Annotated in this window: 14 protein-coding genes and 1 riboswitch; of the genes, 3 read left to right on the top strand and 11 right to left on the bottom strand. The window is 56.0% G+C overall.

Annotated features, from left to right (window positions below; translation table 11 throughout):
• From AC0LWM_RS26520 to AC0LWM_RS26500, 5 genes are all read right to left on the bottom strand, one after another.
• Nucleotides 1-1,210 (bottom strand): energy-coupling factor ABC transporter ATP-binding protein (locus AC0LWM_RS26520; protein WP_474678036.1); only part of this gene is annotated, 1,210 nt, incomplete at its 3' end.
• Nucleotides 1,183-2,121 carry an energy-coupling factor transporter transmembrane component T gene (locus AC0LWM_RS26515; RefSeq protein ID WP_474678035.1) on the bottom strand — a complete coding sequence of 313 codons (939 nt, stop codon included), beginning with the start codon at nt 2,119-2,121 and terminating at the stop codon, nt 1,183-1,185. The genes AC0LWM_RS26515 and AC0LWM_RS26520, both read right to left, overlap by 28 nt.
• A complete protein-coding gene (locus AC0LWM_RS26510; protein ID WP_474678034.1) occupies nt 2,073-3,101 on the bottom strand; it encodes a DUF4430 domain-containing protein in 1,029 nt (342 codons plus the stop codon). Before AC0LWM_RS26510 ends, AC0LWM_RS26515 begins: the two co-directional genes overlap by 49 nt.
• Nucleotides 3,102-3,393: 292 nt before the next feature.
• On the bottom strand, nt 3,394-6,132 hold the full coding sequence (locus AC0LWM_RS26505) for an S-layer homology domain-containing protein (protein ID WP_474678033.1): 2,739 nt from the start codon (nt 6,130-6,132) through the stop codon (nt 3,394-3,396).
• A 340-nt stretch (nt 6,133-6,472) separates the two neighbouring features.
• Nucleotides 6,473-6,664: riboswitch (cobalamin riboswitch) on the bottom strand.
• 79 nt (nt 6,665-6,743) lie between these two features.
• The gene (locus AC0LWM_RS26500; protein WP_474678032.1) at nt 6,744-7,037 is read right to left on the bottom strand and encodes a hypothetical protein; all 294 of its coding nucleotides are present in this window, start codon (nt 7,035-7,037) and stop codon (nt 6,744-6,746) included.
• Nucleotides 7,038-7,284: 247 nt separating this feature from the next.
• On the opposite strand from AC0LWM_RS26500, the gene motA reads away from it, so the two are divergent.
• The gene (gene motA, locus AC0LWM_RS26495; RefSeq protein WP_474678031.1) at nt 7,285-8,088 is read left to right on the top strand and encodes a flagellar motor stator protein MotA; all 804 of its coding nucleotides are present in this window, start codon (nt 7,285-7,287) and stop codon (nt 8,086-8,088) included.
• On the top strand, nt 8,072-8,887 hold the full coding sequence (motB, locus tag AC0LWM_RS26490; protein ID WP_474678030.1) for a flagellar motor protein MotB: 816 nt from the start codon (nt 8,072-8,074) through the stop codon (nt 8,885-8,887). Before motA ends, motB begins: the two co-directional genes overlap by 17 nt.
• Before the next feature lie 179 nt (nt 8,888-9,066).
• Here the strand turns inward: motB and hflC are convergent, their stop codons facing one another.
• The 6 genes from hflC to AC0LWM_RS26460 form a co-directional block, all read right to left on the bottom strand.
• Nucleotides 9,067-9,930 carry a protease modulator HflC gene (gene hflC / locus AC0LWM_RS26485; RefSeq protein WP_474678029.1) on the bottom strand — a complete coding sequence of 288 codons (864 nt, stop codon included), beginning with the start codon at nt 9,928-9,930 and terminating at the stop codon, nt 9,067-9,069.
• On the bottom strand, nt 9,927-10,952 hold the full coding sequence (gene hflK / locus AC0LWM_RS26480; protein ID WP_474678028.1) for an FtsH protease activity modulator HflK: 1,026 nt from the start codon (nt 10,950-10,952) through the stop codon (nt 9,927-9,929). The genes hflC and hflK overlap by 4 nt, the downstream gene beginning before the upstream one ends.
• 66 nt (nt 10,953-11,018) lie before the next feature.
• Nucleotides 11,019-11,711 carry a 23S rRNA pseudouridine(2604) synthase RluF gene (gene rluF, locus AC0LWM_RS26475; protein ID WP_474678027.1) on the bottom strand — a complete coding sequence of 231 codons (693 nt, stop codon included), beginning with the start codon at nt 11,709-11,711 and terminating at the stop codon, nt 11,019-11,021.
• Between the two features lie 660 nt (nt 11,712-12,371).
• On the bottom strand, nt 12,372-12,959 hold the full coding sequence (locus tag AC0LWM_RS26470) for a guanylate kinase (RefSeq protein WP_474678026.1): 588 nt from the start codon (nt 12,957-12,959) through the stop codon (nt 12,372-12,374).
• A gap of 87 nt (nt 12,960-13,046) precedes the next feature.
• Nucleotides 13,047-13,697: an NAD-dependent epimerase/dehydratase family protein gene (locus tag AC0LWM_RS26465; RefSeq protein ID WP_474678025.1), complete on the bottom strand. Its 651-nt coding sequence runs from the start codon at nt 13,695-13,697 to the stop codon at nt 13,047-13,049.
• A gap of 18 nt (nt 13,698-13,715) precedes the next feature.
• On the bottom strand, nt 13,716-14,825 hold the full coding sequence (locus AC0LWM_RS26460; RefSeq protein ID WP_474678024.1) for an SGNH/GDSL hydrolase family protein: 1,110 nt from the start codon (nt 14,823-14,825) through the stop codon (nt 13,716-13,718).
• Nucleotides 14,826-14,984: 159 nt separating this feature from the next.
• Here AC0LWM_RS26460 and AC0LWM_RS26455 point away from each other — a divergent pair, with 159 nt between their 5' ends.
• Nucleotides 14,985-15,473 carry a hypothetical protein gene (locus tag AC0LWM_RS26455; protein WP_474678023.1) on the top strand — a complete coding sequence of 163 codons (489 nt, stop codon included), beginning with the start codon at nt 14,985-14,987 and terminating at the stop codon, nt 15,471-15,473.
• The last annotated feature ends 122 nt before the right edge of the window (nt 15,474-15,595 follow it).

The raw sequence follows: 15,595 nt of genomic DNA, 5'->3' as shown, positions 1-15,595 counted from the left end.
CCCGCGGCGACCCGGCGAAGGCAATCGCGCCGCTCTCCATCATGACGACGCGGTCGGCAAGCGGGAACGCCTCCTCGAGCCGGTGCTCGGTCATGATCACCGTCATGGCAAACTCTTCGTTCAGACGGCGCACCATGTGCAGAAACTCGCGTGCGGCAACGGGATCCAGCTGCGCCGTGGGCTCGTCAAGCAGCAGCACCTGCGGCTGGAGGAGCAGCACGGAAGCCAGATTGAGTACCTGCTGCTGCCCTCCGGAAAGCTCATGCGTCCCTTTGTGCAGCCATGGCCCGAGGCCGAAGAAATGCGCCATCTCCGCAACGCGCGTCCGCATCGCTTGCGGGGATACGGCCATATTTTCCAAACCGAACACAAGCTCATGCCGCACCTGGTCGACGACGATCTGGTTTTCCGGGTGCTGCATGACCATGCCGATCCGCTGCGACAGCTCCCGCTCTTCGTAATCGGCCAGCGACTTGCCGCCGAATAGCACCTCGCCTTGCTTTTGGCCGACCGGCTCCAGCTCCCGTTTCAAATGCCGCAGCAGCGTCGTTTTGCCGCTGCCCGTCGGGCCGCACAATACGACGAACTCGCCTGTGTCTATGGAAAGAGTGATATCCTTTAATGTCGCTTCCGTCTCGTACGGATAATGAAAGGTCAATCCCCGGACCTCAAGCTGCGCTCCGCCGGGAACTTGACCACCACCTTGGCTTTTGCTTTGGCTACTTTGGCTTTGACTTTCTTGACGCTGGCTATCTTGGACTTCGCTATCTTGGACTTCGCTACCTTGACTTAGGCTCCCTTGACTTAACCTCTCTTGGCGTTGGCTACCTTGGCTTTGACTAGCTTGATGTTGACTCCCCTGGCCTTGGTTCCCTTGACTCAAGCTCTCTTGACGTTGGCTACCTAGGCCTCGGCTATCGTGGTTCCGACTCCCTTGACTATCTTGGCCTTCGCTACCCTGGCTTTCACTACCTTGGCTCACAAGGCTCTCTTCGCTACCGAGAATCCCTTGACTTCCCATGATTCCACGGCTCTCTTCTTTCCCTTGACTCTCGTGGCTTCCTCGGCTCGCCTCAATCGACTCTGCCATGCCGGCTGTGTCACCTTCAACATCTCCGGCCGCATTCCCGTGGCCTGCTGCTCGAGTCCCAACGCGATGACCGGTTTGTTCCCTATACTGCTTTACACGCTTCTCCTCCACCTGCGCCATCGCAGCTCCTCCTTCCCGTCCAATACGGCCGGCACAAGCGCGAACCACCCGAACGCCGCGAGGACAAGCCATTCCGCCCCCTGCGGCACAATCGCTTCCATACGCGGATATACGGTCAGCCTGCCGTACCCGAGGCTCCAGCCGACGATGCAGCACGTGCACGCCGCCGCCAGTTGCGCCAACACGAGCCAATCCCGCCGCCGCATGGCGTACAAATAATAAGCGCTTCGCTCCCCCGTGCCATATCCGCGCGCGTTCATCGAATCGGCCGTTTGCACCGCGTCCTCTAGCGACCAAGTAAGCAGCATTTGCATCAGCTTCATGCCGTCCTTAACCCGTTTGCCAAGCTTCCCGGAATGGACGGTGATCCCCCGCGTCCGCTGTACAAGACTCAGCTGCTGCAGCCTGCGGCGCAGCTTCGGCACGAACCCGGCGGCCATCGCCACCAGCAGCGCCCCTTTCGGGAAAAAACGCGAGAACATGTACATGAACTTCTGCTGCGTCACGACCAAATTGTAGGAAACGAAAACCGTCAGCACGAGCATCAGCGACAACGCCATCGTCGCTCCGTAGACGATCGCCTCCAGCGTCACCGGCTGGTCGAACAAATAAAACAGCATATGCCTGCCGCGATGCGTGACGAGCGCGTTTACCGCAACGATAAACAGCCCGAATATTACGTAATACCGCAACCATTTGCGCAGCTCCTTGCCGCGGTCCTGCATGAAGTTGACCAGCGCCGCAATGCCCCAGCCCACCAGCAAAAATACCGGGTGAAACAGCAGCATGCCGAGCACCGCCATCCCGGCGTAATATACGAAGCATACGAACGGATGCAGCGCCCGGAAGCCGGTTCCCGCCATCAGTCTTTGCTCTCCTTTGTCCCCGTGTCCTCCGACACGTAAATCCATTCCAGCCGGTCGCCCGGCGCTAGCTTGAACGTCCCCGCGCTATCCGACGGATAATCCCCGTTCACGCGATATTTCCAGCCGCTGGTCGGGCCATCGTCGAATTCATAAACGTTGTCGATCCCTTCAACGTACAAAAATACGCCGCTGCCCCGATATTCCATCTGGATTTTGTTCGCCCGCACCACTCTTTTCAGCACGTCAAAAGCGGTGTCGTCTTTCTCCAGAGCAACCTCCGTCTCAGCCAAAATTGTGCCGGCATCGGCATTTCCGACGATACTGACCGAAACCGACTGTTTCTTCTCGTTCTCCGCACCCGATGTTCCGCCGGAAGCTCCGCCCGTTGCGCCTGACCCACCTTTATTCGAGCCACTGCCGGCTCCTTCGCCGCCAGCCGGCTTCCCGCCGCCGGTAGGCTTCCCGCTTTCGTTCCCCTTCGCTGCACCGTTCGAACCTGCACTGCCGGACACCCCGCCTTGACCGCTTTGTGCCCCGGAGCCTTTGCCCGTACTACCGCCGTTCGAGCCGGTCGTCTTCCCGCCGTTGCCCGAAGCTGCCGTATCGCCGCTGCTCTCGCCTGCTGCCGCGTTATCGCCGCCGGTTCCGTTCACCGTACCCGATCCCGCGCCGCCGCCCTGGCCGCTGCCTTCACTTCCTCCTGCCGGGCCACCTCCGTCCGCAGCGCCGCTTCCGCCGTCACCGGACGAACCGCTTGCATCTCCGGCCGAACCTGATCCCTGTACCCCAGAGCCAACCGAGGCAGCGCCTCCTGCACCGTTATTGCCCGACTCCGCGCCAACATCGCCATGTACCCCGTCTGAACCGGACGCTTCATCGCCCGCAGTATGTCCTGAAGCTCCTGCTTCTTGACGCTCGCCGCCCGCCTCGATGCCGTCTCCTGTCGCCTGACCGCAACCCGCGGCCAAAGCTACCGCCGCCAGAAGCTGCAAGCCAAGCAGCAGCCTGCCCATTCGACCTGTCATAACCTTCTCTCCAATCATTCGCTCGCACACTTTATTCAGCACTATTGTACCATCCGCCTGCGAATCAAGGTACGAAAAATGCCATAATGGATTGTACGCGGCTTCATACTGCACATTTCATTAAAATCACGCAGGGCTCCCCGCGACAGCGAACGGCCCAAGCAAACCACCGACACGAATCACGGCTAGTCAGCCTTGCCTTAGATCAATGGAAGAAGAGTCCCTGCGATTGCAGAGACTCCCCTATTTGCACTCCATGCCGGCTCAACTATTGCCCGGATTACTGATTCGATTATGCCGCTTGAAGCAGCGCATAAGCTCGGATAGCGACTACCGCCGCCACTTCCCGCGTAACGAGGCCTTTCGGATCGAAGTAACCGTTATTGCCCGTCATCAGCCCTGCGCCGTATACGGCTGCGATCGCTCCTTGTCCTTGCTCCGACGCTTTGCCCGCGTCCTTGATCGCCGCTGCATCAACCGCCACATCCAGCTTCAGCGCATTCGCCAGCATGATCGCCATTTGCTCGCGCGTAATCGACGCTTCCGGCGCAAACGACGTGGCCGACACGCCTTTTACGATGCCCGCCGTCTTCGCCGCTTCCACATAACCCGCATACCATGCTTTGCCGTCCACATCCGTGAACGATGCCGCCGTGTCTGCCGGCGTCAGCCCGAATAACCGGGCCAGCGTTGCGGCAAATTCCGCACGCGTTAAGCTCGTTTGCGGTGCGAACGTGTCGTCGCCATCCTGCACGCCGCGAAGAATGCCCAGCTCGCGTGCTTTCGTTACCGCGTCGGCCGCCCAAGCGGATATGTCCGCCGCATCGGCATACTCGCCTGCAACTTTAAGCTCTTGCGCCGCGCGGATAAAGGCCGGAGCCGCTTTGTCCTGATAGCCGGTTACGGCAATCGTATATGCGCCTTCCGCCACGCCACCTTCAAACTTCGCTACGCCGTTACTATCGACCGTCGCCCGTTTGCCGCCGATTTCGACGACTGCGCCTTCCGCGGCGACAGCGTCACCGAATCCGTTTTTCTCCCATTCGTATGCTTTCTTCGTGACTTTGACCGTAAACGATTGGCCCGGCTTTGGTTGCTCAGGCGATACGGCCACTGCGTCCACGATGCTCATATTCGAGTAGAAGTAAACGAGTTGATCTCCGTCTTGCAAGTCGTAGTCGGCTACGCTGACCATCGGCACATCCCAGGCGCCGTCGCGCTTCACGATAACCTGCCAGCCGTCATAGCCGCCGAATTTGCCGTTGTCGATGCCGCCCACGGAATCGACAATCTTGCCGTATTGCGTATCTTTCACATGGTACTTCACGTTAGCGCCCTTCAGCACTTGCTCCAGCGCATCCAGCGCGTTTGCCGCTTTGGCCGATCCTGCCGTTACCGGCGCTTGGTCGCCCTCCACGCGAACGGTTACCGCGCTTACTGCATCGCGCACCTTCAACTGCGTGTGGTCGCGAACGACCGAAGGCGCTTTGCCGTCTTGATAGCCGGACACCTCAACTGCGTATTCTCCGGCGATCGGCGCACGGTCGAACTTCGCCGTACCTGTCGCATCCGTCACCGCGTGGAAAGGCCCTACCTTCACCTGCGCGCCGACAGCCGGCGATACGACAAGCTTGTTCGCCGTCCAGTCGAACGATTCTTGCTGCACCTTCACGGTGAACGCCTGCCCCGCGCGCGGCGCAACCGGCTTCACTTCGATGCTGTTGATCAGCTTCGTATTGTCTCCGCTATAATATACTTTAACGATATCGCCTTGCCGAATTTCGTAATCGGCGATGCCGCGATCCGGCGAGATCCAAGCTCCTTCGCGCTTCACGGCGAACATCCAGCCGTCGTACCCGCCGAACTTGCCGTTGTCGACGCCGCCGATGCCTTTCAGCAGCTTGCCGAATTGCGGGTGCGTGTCCACGACATAGTCGACCTTGCTTGCTTTTAATACCTGCTCTACCGCATCCAAAGCAACGATGCCTTGAGCTTGGCCTTGCGCAACCGTGGCGCTTAATCCTTCGATTTCAACCGTTGCCGCAACTTTGCTTTGCAGCTTCTGGAACAACGCCGGCTTGCCTTGTGCATAACGGTCGTATGCCGTCATCGCTTGCAGCGCCTGAAGCGTGGACATGCCGTTCGTGCCGCCGTCCGCGACGTGCGCGAATCCGCCGTCCGCCTGGCGGAACGACAGCACGTTCGCAAGCACGCTGCCGCTTGCTTTCACGAACGCTTTGTCCGACGCCGGATCAATGCCGAGCGTCGCCAGCGCGATCACGACCTGCGATGCGCCTTCGCTGCCGCTGCCGAACCCGCCGTCCGATTGCTGTTTGCCGGAGAGCCATGCAAGCGCTTCGTCGATAGCCGTTTTCACTTCCGGCTGATCTTTGTGAGGTGCAAGCGCCGTCAGCGCCATTGCCGTCACGTCGACATCGCTGGCTCCGCCCGTCAGCAGCAGCGACCAGCCTTCCTTAGCGATGCGATGCTCCAAGATCCACTTCACCAGCTTCGCCTTCGCCTTGTCGTAGCCGGCATAGCTGCCGCTGTCCAGGGCGAGCAGCGCGAAGATCGGGCCGTTCGTGCCTTGGACCTCCAGCTTGGAGTGAGCGGCGATTTCCGCGATCAGATCGATTTTTGCATCCGTCAGCGCCTCAGGATTGCCGCCAACCGCTTTCACCGCAATCGCGATGCGCGCCAGATCCGTTACTTTAGCGGCATTGCCATGACTCGCTTGAACCGCCGCCTCGGTAGCCGCCAAATAGCTGTCCGGCACCGCAACACCCGCGCGAGCAAGCGCAAACGCACCCCAGTCGGATTGCTCCTTGGCGCCTTCAACAAGCTTGGCCGCTGCCGCGATTTCCGCCGACAAATCCCGTTTGGCCGCAGCATCAACAACGTCCGCCTTATCGCCGGTACCGCCCTCTGCAGCGGAAGCGATGCCAATCGAACCCGCCGCCAGCTGTACAACGATCATCAGGCTTAGCGCAAGACGCACCCAGCCCCATTTTAACCACTTCGTTCTTCTCATTGCCCGTACCCTCTCCCTTGTTCCATATCATTTTCATGCTTTGACATGCAAGCGTCCGTCCGGTGCCAACAAAAAAACATCCCCTGACGAACGGCCGTCGCCCCTTCCAATCTTCCGTTGCCGGTCAATCGGAATAATGGGCAACCGCCATCCCGTCTACGGAGATGTTGGGTTTGCGCGCATACGGCCATGCGAGCGCCATCGATCTTATTCGCACGAAGCAAGCAAATCCCCAAAAGCGGTATCGTCACCGACACCGTTTGCTTGACAACCACGCCTCATCGACTGCGCCTCCGCTTATGCGGAAGCCGCTGAACACCACCTATCCTCCGTAGGTTTACCGGTGCCGACAGAATAGGCAGTTCTCCTGGCTCTTGGATCGCCGCGTTATGCCGCCTTCCCGGCGCGCTTCAAGCGCCAGTGGCTTCATGGCCTAACACTCCCCAATTACAGTGGCGGGACCGCGCCGGCTTAAACCGGACTTCCCTTTTAAGCTAGCTTCTCAGCCAGCACCTATTCCCCTGAACATGTTCAATTCATCTTGTTATTGTAGCAGCGATTCGAAAACGTGTCCACTGATCCCCATGCCGTAACCGCTACCTTTTTACCTTTTATACTAGATGGACGATCCGAACCAGCTTGTCGCCGGCATCCACTTTAATGATATGATGCTTGGCATCGTAACATACCTTCCCCGACCCGACCTCTGCATTCGGATCGGCTCCGAGCGAGTAGAACAAATCGTCGGCCAGCGCCTCCATGACTTCCTTCTTCTCGGCTTCGCCCAGCGCTTCCCATTCCTCCGGCTCCATCTCGAAAAAACGGTAGCTGTCCGCGATGCCCTCCACTGCTTCCGTCAGCTCCCGCAATATATCGTTATATTCCCTTCCGAATTTTACGCCCATCGATTCGCCGCCCCTTTTGGATTCCAAATCTGCAAGATACCGAATTTTCCAGCTTTTTCGGCTTTTGCTCGTGAACATCATTGTACCATACCGCATCCCGAAATTACCAAGGGCGAACTATCAACTTCGGGTGCCTAATATCCGATAGTATTAGTGATGGAGTGTAGAATTCTTAAACTTTTTGTATCGTTTTGTCGAAATACTATACATAGAAAGCTTTCATTTCAATTCGTGGACGGGGTGTATTATGGAAAAGTCAACTGTTATCGGGGTCGGGTTAGGATTAATCGCGGTCGTGCTCGGGATGTTCTTGAAGCACGCGCCTATCATCAATTTGGTTAACAACCCCGCCGCTTATGTCATCATTCTTGTCGGCACCGCCGCCTCCTTGTTTATCGGATTTCCGATGTCGGAAATCAAAAAGTTTCCGAAGCTGATCAAAATCGCTTTTACGCAGCAGAAGCTGCTGCCGAAGCAGGAAATTATCCGCCTGTTCATGGAATGGGCGACAACGACGCGCCGCGAAGGTCTGCTGGCGCTGGAGAGCAAGCTTGACGAAATTCAAGACCCGTTCCTGCGCAACGGCATGCGGATGATTATTGACGGCAACGACCAGGACCTTGTCCGCGACGTGCTCATGGAAGATATCGCGGCTACGGAAGAACGCCACCGCTCCGGCGCGCTGATCTTCTCCCAGGCCGGCATGTACGCTCCGACGCTCGGGGTACTCGGCGCGGTTATCGGTCTGATCGCGGCATTATCGGACATGAGCGATATGGCCAAACTGTCGCAAGCGATCGCTGCCGCTTTCGTCGCAACGCTGCTCGGTATTTTCACCGGTTACGTGCTGTGGCATCCGCTCGCAAACAAGATGAAGCGTCTGTCCAAACGCGAAGTGGAAATCCGCCTCATGATGGTCGAAGGCTTGCTATCCATTCAATCCGGCGTATCGACGATTGCCATCAACCAAAAATTATCCGTATTCCTTACTCCGACAGAACGTGCAAAGATGGGCGAGAAGGAGGGAACGAACGGTGAGCAAAAAGAGTAGACACGAACCTCACGAAGAACACGCCGACGAAACCTGGCTGATTCCATATGCCGACTTGCTTACGCTTCTCCTGGCGTTGTTCATCGTCTTGTTCGCGTCCAGCTCGGTCGACTCCAAAAAGTTTCAGGACCTGAGCCGCGCCTTCAGCCTCGCGCTGAATTCGGGAACCGGCGTCCTGGAGAATACGTCGATCATCAGCAATAGCAACGAGCTGGAGCGCAAGCGCAAGGACAACGACGACGGCAAGACGAAGCGGAACAAAGCGAACGAAGCGTTGGCGGAGAAAATCCGCAAGGAGCAAGAAGATTTCGAGAAGCTCAAGAAGAAGCTCGACCAATATATCAAGGACAACGGTCTGACGACCCAGCTTGAAACGAAGCTTAACCAATCCGAATTGAAGATTACGATCAGCGATACGGCATTATTCGCTTCCGGCAGCGCGAGCGTGAAGCCGGACTCGCGTACGCTTGCGGTAACGATATCCAACATGCTGCAGCCGTTTCCGGATTACGAGGTCGTTGTTGCGGGACATACCGACAACCAGCCGATCCGTACGAAGGAATTCGAGTCGAACTGGGATTTGAGCTCCAAGCGGGCGCTCAACTTTATGAAAATATTGCTGTCGAATCCGAGCCTCGATCCAAAAATGTTCAGCAACATCGGCTATGGGGAATACCACCCTGTCGATTCGAACGAAACGGATATCGGCCGCGCCAAAAACCGCCGCGTCGAGGTGTCCATCATCCGGAAATTTAAGGACCCTTCTACCGAGTCGACGATGTCGGCAAGCGGACAATAGAAAGCCTGGGGCATGCCCCGGGCTTTTTTGTTGTTCCGGCATGCTGCCGGTAGGCCTGAATGAACACCTATCCGCTTCGGCCGAACTGGCCTCGATAATTGCCTAAGTTATTCACAAGGAAACGCAACAAAGGAGAAGGGCTGCCTATCCCCTTCTCCTTTGACCGTTGATATTCGTTTTTATTTGCCTAGCAAAATCCGCGTATACGGCGAGTCGATCGGCAGCATGATGACCGGCTCTCCCTTAAACGTCGTCACGTAGCTGTCCAGCGTCCGGTACAGCTTGTAGAACTCCGGATTTTTGCCGTAAGCTTCGTTGTAAATCCGGGCTGCTTCCTGCTCGCCCTCGGCGACGATTTTCTTCGCGTCAGATTCGGCCTGGGCGATCAGTTCGACCGCCGTCCGGTCGGCTTTGGACGTAATTTTGCGCGACTCCTCATCACCCTCGGACAGATATCGGGCCGCGATCGATTGCCGGTCGGAAATCATCCGATTGTACACGCTTTGCTTGTTGCCTTCCGGCAGGTCGGTCCGCTTGATGCGCACGTCGATGATTTCGATGCCGTAGTTGTCTTTTTCCAGCGCGTCGCGCACGTCCTTCGTAATCTCGTCGGTCAGGTTGCCGCGCTGCGTATTCTCGCTGATGATGCTGCTGTAGTCGATTTCGGACAGTTTGCGGCGCACGGTGTTGTACACCGCCTCGTCGATCCGCTTCTGGCCGGAGCTGACCGATTGGGCGGTCCGCAAAAACTGCTGCGAGTTTTTGATCCGCCAGACGGTGTAGTTGTCGACGATAATCGGTTTCTTATCCTTCGTCAGGATCGACGTTGGGTTGCTGTCATAGACCATTTGGTACTTCGGTAGCGAAGTAACGTTTTCGATAAACGGAATTTTGAAGCTGAGACCCGGTTCTTCGATGACGCGCACCGCTTCGCCGAACTTCAGCACAACCTTGTATTCCCCTTCGTTCACGACAAAGGCGGACGAGAAAAATATAATTGCGGCAGCCACGAGACCGAGGATGCTCAGAACCCATTTCTTCATTTCGCACCGCCTCCAGTTCCAGGTGTACCCGTGCCTGCGCCCTGTCCTGCGCCGGGACGAAGCAGCTCATTGATCGGCAAATATTTGACCGTATCGCCGGACGAGTCGGAAATGAATATTTTCGCGTTCGGCAGCACTTTCTCGAGCGTCTCGATAATGAGCCGTTCTTGGGTGACCGCCGGGTTTTTCATGTATTCCGTATAAATGGCGTTAAACTTGGCGACGTCCCCTTGCGCGTTCAATACCCGGGATTGCTTCTGTCCCTGTGCGTTCTCCAGCAAAGCTTGCGCTTCGCCGCGCGCTTTCGGGATGCGGTCGTTTTCGTATTTCATCGCGTTGTTGATCTTCGTGTTCTTCTCCTCGCGCGCGTTCGTCACTTCCTTGAACGCATCCTGCACCTGTCCGCCCGGCGGCTCGATGTCTTGGAATTTGATGTCGACGATCTGGATGCCCGTTTCATATTTCGTCTGCAGCTCCAGCAGCTTTTCGCGCACCTTGCTCTGAATGTCCGTTTTCCCGTCCGTAATCGCATAATCCAGCTTGGAGGCGCCGATCACCGAACGGATCGATGCTGCCGCGGAGTTGCGCAGGAACGTCTCCGGGTCGTCGATATTGTACAAATAATCGCGAATGTTGCTGATCCGCCACTGTACGACGGCATCCGCCGAAACGATGTTCTCGTCGCCGGTAATCATCAGCGCTTCTTCGTCGACCGGAACCTCCTGGCCGTTCTGCTCGCGGTAGCCGATATGGATACGCTGCGTCAGCTGCGCCGGCACTTTAATGACCTTCTGAATCGGATAAGGCCATTTGAAGTGAAGGCCCGCCGTTTCTTCCCCCGTATATTTGCCGAATGTCATGATCGCGGCGCGTTCTTGCTCCTGCACGGTGTAAAACATGGAAAACCCGGCCATCACCACGATCGCGGCGACTGCCAGCAGCACAATCGTCTTGATGCCTTTCGGCGTCATCTTGAACTGCTGCGGCGGACCCGGCGGCCTTGTTTCTTCCACTACGTTCATTTCGATGCCCCTCCCCGTAACGTATAATGTTCCCAATGGATATTACGGAAAATATTCGGAATCGTTTCACTTTTTGATCCGCGACATCAATCCTTCGAACTCTTCGCTCGTCAGCTCGCGCCACTGCCCGATTTTCAACTTCCCGAGATGGATGTTCATGATCCGCTCGCGGGTCAGCCGCCGGACTTGATAACCGAAGGCCGAGCACATGCGGCGAATTTGCCGGTTGCGCCCCTCGGTCAGGATGATGCGGAACACCCGGTCAGCCACCTGCTCGGTCCTGCACGGCAGCGTCATGCTGCCCAGCACCTTGACCCCGCTCGCCATGCCGCGCAGAAACATCGGCGTGACCGGTTTGTCGACGGTGACGACATATTCCTTCTCGTGCCGTTCCTCGGCACGCAATATTTTGTTGACGATGTCCCCGTCGTTTGTCAGCAGAATGAGCCCGTCGGAATCCTTGTCGAGCCGTCCGATCGGGAAAATTCGCTCCTCGTGTCCGATAAAATCAACGATATTCCCTTCCACGTGCGTCTCCGTCGTGCATGTGATGCCCACAGGCTTGTTGAGCGCGATGTAGACGTGCTTGCTCTTCTCGGCAATCGGCTTGCCGTCGATGCGTACGTCGTCGCCGTCCTCCGCCTGGCTGCCCAGCTCCGCCTTGACGCCGTTAATCGTCACGCGGCCCGCTTCCACAAGCTTGTCCGCTTCCCGCCGGGAGCAAAATCCCGTTTCGCTAATGAATTTGTTGATGCGCAATTGTGTTCCCACCCTGTCACCTGTCTTGAAATCTGAGAACATTATACCCTTTTTGATGCGGGTTTCCTACCTACACCAAGGAAGTCGCTATTCAGCCGCACGGAACTCCTTTCACACCACGCGCAGTTCCTAGCGTGCGATTAGCGTCACGTATCTGTGGTTAACCACCGGTGAGGCCGGAATTTTAAGTTTGCGCCGCTCTTTAGGGCAATAACTGCGATTGTGCAGGTATTTTTGGCGCGGTGTTGCATTTAGGAGGTAATTGTTGCGGTGATGCAGGAATTTTGGACACGGTGGTGCAGGAATTTGGACACGGTGTTGCGGTTTGGGGCAATAGATGCGATTGTGCAGGTATTTTTGGCACGGTGTCGCGTTTAGGAGGTAATAACTGCGATTGTGCAGGTATTGTCTGCCGTAACCTGCGAATAGGCTCGATTTGGCTAGAATTAATGCACTTTTGCAGCTATCATTGCATGGCTGGTAGACTCGCCGACAATAGATGTACGTTTGCAGGTATTGCACGACTCCCCATTCGTCCTTTGTGATCGTGGCGCACCGAACAAAAAACCCGCCGATCACAGCAAAAAACCTCCCGCGGCCATAGCAAAAAGCCCCTTGCAGGGGGCTTCTCCGGATGGTTCCTATGCGTGAGCCGAAAACTTAGTCCTTATCGACCCAGTCCTTGTTCAGGTAGCTTTCCACCGTCTTGCTCAAAGCAAATATCGTATGCGCCGATTCGAAGTTTTCGAAGGCGTGCTCGCATTGCTTCATATACTGCATCGTTTCGTCGTAATGGGACATATGCCGCGCGATGTCCTCCTCGGAATCGCCGCGCTCCCGCTGGCGCTCAAGCACCGTGTTACGGTCGGCATACACGAACAGGCGAACGACCTTTTCGCCGTATTTGGCTTTAATGATTTCCGCTCCATGCAGGTTCATGACCATATAAATCGATCCGCTTTTTTGGATCATCGTTTCGAGATCGGACATTTTGATCCCGTACAGGTTGCCGTCGATATCGACGCTTTCGATAAAGTCGCCATTTCGCTCCGCATCCAGGAAGTCATCCCGCGAGATGAAGTGGTAATCTACACCGTCGTTTTCGGCGGAACGCGGTTTGCGCGTCGTGTAGGATAGTACTTCTTGCAATCCAAGCGTTGATCCCGCCATATCGGCCAACGTTTTGCGTCCTGAACCGTCCGGCCCGGTAAAGATGAAGATCATGTCCTTCTCCTGCAATTCATACATCGGGTCAGCCTCCTCTTTAGACAAAATGGGTTTTTAGCTTATTTGCTATTATAGCATAATTGAAATTTTCTGATTATTAAAATTTCATTACATTTGCCCGCCCTCATAGATTTGCAGCCCTTTTCGCCCGCTTTTGGCCGCGGCGATCATCGCTTGCGCGACCTGCCGGCCTTCGATCGGACGGTACTTGCGCAGCCTGCCGACCCATACGAATTTCAGCCATTTCATCACCGTCATCCCGAGGAGGCGTTCCCCGAGCCGGAACTCCTGTCGCCTGCCAAGCAGGAACGATGGCCGGAATATATGGAGCGATGGCAAGCCAAGCTGCTGTAACGCTTCCTCCAACTCCCCCTTCACCCGGCTGTAAAAAAAGCTTGAGGAAGCCGACGATCCGATCGCCGTGACGATCAAATAGTTGCCCGCGCCCGACGATTCGGCCAGCCTCGCCATCGTGAGCGGATACTCGTAATCGACCTGTCTGAACGCTTCCCTCGTTTTCGCCTTTTTAATTGTCGTCCCCAAACAGCAGTATATGTCATCGGCTGAAAAATATTCCTTACACTCGCCCAATTTCCCAAAATCGATGATACGCTCCGTCAGCTTCGGATGCTTGATTGGCAAAGCCGATCTGACGAGCGCGATGACCCGCTCATATTCCGGATCGTCCAGCAACTGTTGCAGCAGCTCGCTGCCGACCAACCCGCTTGCTCCTGCGACGAGTGCCGTTCTCTTCTTCATGGGCGGCTTGCCTCCCGCTTATTCGAGTATGAATCCTTTGAAGTCTACCCTATCCGACGCCCCCGTATAAACTTCCAATCGATGCAGACCCAAATCGAGATCGCCCAGTTCGGTCACTGCCGCCGTTAACGCCCGGACATCACCATTGATTTTGACATAGGTACCTGATTCGGTCGTTCCTTTATAGGCTCGCAGCGCAAGCTTCCGCTTCGCGTTAACGAACACCCACGCCGATAAGATGATCCGATCCGCCTCGTCGGATTTGGTATAATCGACATATACCTTAAAAAGATCAGCCGGGGCTTCCGGCATCGTCAGCCAATCTTCCGGCACGCTGTCCTTGATTTTCTGGCTGGAATAATCAATTTTTGTATAACCGTCGGCCACAATCGTTCTTGGGCAAAAATGAGCGAATATCGCTCCCGCCTCATACCGATGTCCAGCGTCCCCGAAGTGCAGCCTGTCCGAGATGATGCTCTGCGCGCTAACGGAAGAATACAGCAAGAACATCTCCGTCAGCTGGTTCAGCTCGATCAACTGCAAACCGTATTCCGTGGCGAGCTCCCGTTTCACCCCGTTGGCTACGCTGTCGATATGCTCGCTTGTTCGCATTGGATATTCCGCGGCGTATTCCGTGAGCACGCCCGGTTGGACGATCGCCTGCGTCGTCAGGAGAAACGGCTGAATTTCCCGATCGTAGCACCAATGGATGATTTGCCGTATATGTCCCTTAAATCCGTCCCGATAGCTTTTTTCATCTGCATACCCGAGTCTGTCGTTAATGCCGAAGCCGATGCCGATCATCTTCACATCGCGGTATGCCGAGCCTTCGCCAAACACGTCGTCCATTGCCGATGCCGCCCAGATTGCGACTTGACCGCTGAATCCGGCGTTATAAATGCGCAGCGCGTCGTTGCCCGTCGCCTGCCGAAGCGTCTGCTCCAAATACTTCGGAAACGTATTCGGGGAAACGCTGTCGACACCCGTCTGATTGGCGGTCCAATCCGTCGTATTCGCTCCGTCGAACGTGCTGTCGCCGAAGAAGGCGACCGGGAACTTGCTGCCGCGCAGCCATTCCGTCCATGCGTCTTGCCATGTATACATTTTGCTTGGGATTTTGTTAGTCATCGAACGCACCTCCTATCATCATCTATTCGCGGCCGAGGAGACAAATCCTTTCCAAAACGATACAATACAAAACAAGGATAAATGAATAGTTAAATAAGGATAATCAGGCTGGTTCGTTAGCGTTTGGACGGCACTTTTCTCAGTCAGGAGGGAACCGGGATGAAAAGACGAAACGAAGAAAAGCTTCGGCTCGAACGCGAAGCGATCAAAATATTCGTACAAATCTATAATCGCAATCATACGATCAAGCTGAGGCTGCTATATCAGCAGGAACGGCCGGATGCCGTGCTGCAGGACGTGTACCGCCAGAAATCGGGGTTAGAAGTCACGCACCTGTTCTACGACTCGGCGGAAGCCAAAATGCTGTTCGGCCGCTCGAACGAAACATGGTGTTCGTTAGAATCGCTCGACATTCTCCTGGATGAGCTGAACAAGCGCATTGAACGCAAGGAGCAGAAGATCGCCGGCTACTCGCACGATTATCCGGTCTCGCTGCTCATTCGCAACGCCTCGCCCGCCTTCGGGATGTCGGATATATTAGCGGTCAAGGACCGCATTCGCAAGCCGCAGCCGGCTTTTGAACAGATGTGGTTTTTGTCCCGGGACGGCACGGAGGAGTGGCTTCTCGTCGATTTGCGGACGTTGTGAGGGCAGAGGGTGCCGGCGGCACTCTTTCTTTATTGCCGGAAGTCATTTGGTCCGGCAAACATTTTTATAAAAAACATCAGTATTTTCCATAGATTGCAGGCATGCCATAATGGGATCAAAGG

The sequence above is a fragment of the Paenibacillus sp. sgz302148 genome, from assembly GCF_056120465.1.
This window is presented reverse-complemented; position numbering and strand designations above follow the sequence as displayed.

Excerpts from the sequence above, each read along its gene's own strand:
- AC0LWM_RS26515 (WP_474678035.1), bottom strand. The coding sequence starts at position 2,121 with ATGGATTTACGTGTCGGAGGACACGGGGACAAAGGAGAGCAAAGACTG.
- AC0LWM_RS26500 (WP_474678032.1), bottom strand. The coding sequence starts at position 7,037 with ATGGGCGTAAAATTCGGAAGGGAATATAACGATATATTGCGGGAGCTG.
- AC0LWM_RS26455 (WP_474678023.1), top strand. The coding sequence starts at position 14,985 with ATGAAAAGACGAAACGAAGAAAAGCTTCGGCTCGAACGCGAAGCGATC.
- hflC (WP_474678029.1), bottom strand. The coding sequence starts at position 9,930 with ATGAAGAAATGGGTTCTGAGCATCCTCGGTCTCGTGGCTGCCGCAATT.
- AC0LWM_RS26460 (WP_474678024.1), bottom strand. The coding sequence starts at position 14,825 with ATGACTAACAAAATCCCAAGCAAAATGTATACATGGCAAGACGCATGG.
- motA (WP_474678031.1), top strand. The coding sequence starts at position 7,285 with ATGGAAAAGTCAACTGTTATCGGGGTCGGGTTAGGATTAATCGCGGTC.
- hflK (WP_474678028.1), bottom strand. The coding sequence starts at position 10,952 with ATGAACGTAGTGGAAGAAACAAGGCCGCCGGGTCCGCCGCAGCAGTTC.
- AC0LWM_RS26510 (WP_474678034.1), bottom strand. The coding sequence starts at position 3,101 with ATGACAGGTCGAATGGGCAGGCTGCTGCTTGGCTTGCAGCTTCTGGCG.
- AC0LWM_RS26465 (WP_474678025.1), bottom strand. The coding sequence starts at position 13,697 with ATGAAGAAGAGAACGGCACTCGTCGCAGGAGCAAGCGGGTTGGTCGGC.
- AC0LWM_RS26470 (WP_474678026.1), bottom strand. The coding sequence starts at position 12,959 with ATGTATGAATTGCAGGAGAAGGACATGATCTTCATCTTTACCGGGCCG.
- AC0LWM_RS26505 (WP_474678033.1), bottom strand. The coding sequence starts at position 6,132 with ATGAGAAGAACGAAGTGGTTAAAATGGGGCTGGGTGCGTCTTGCGCTA.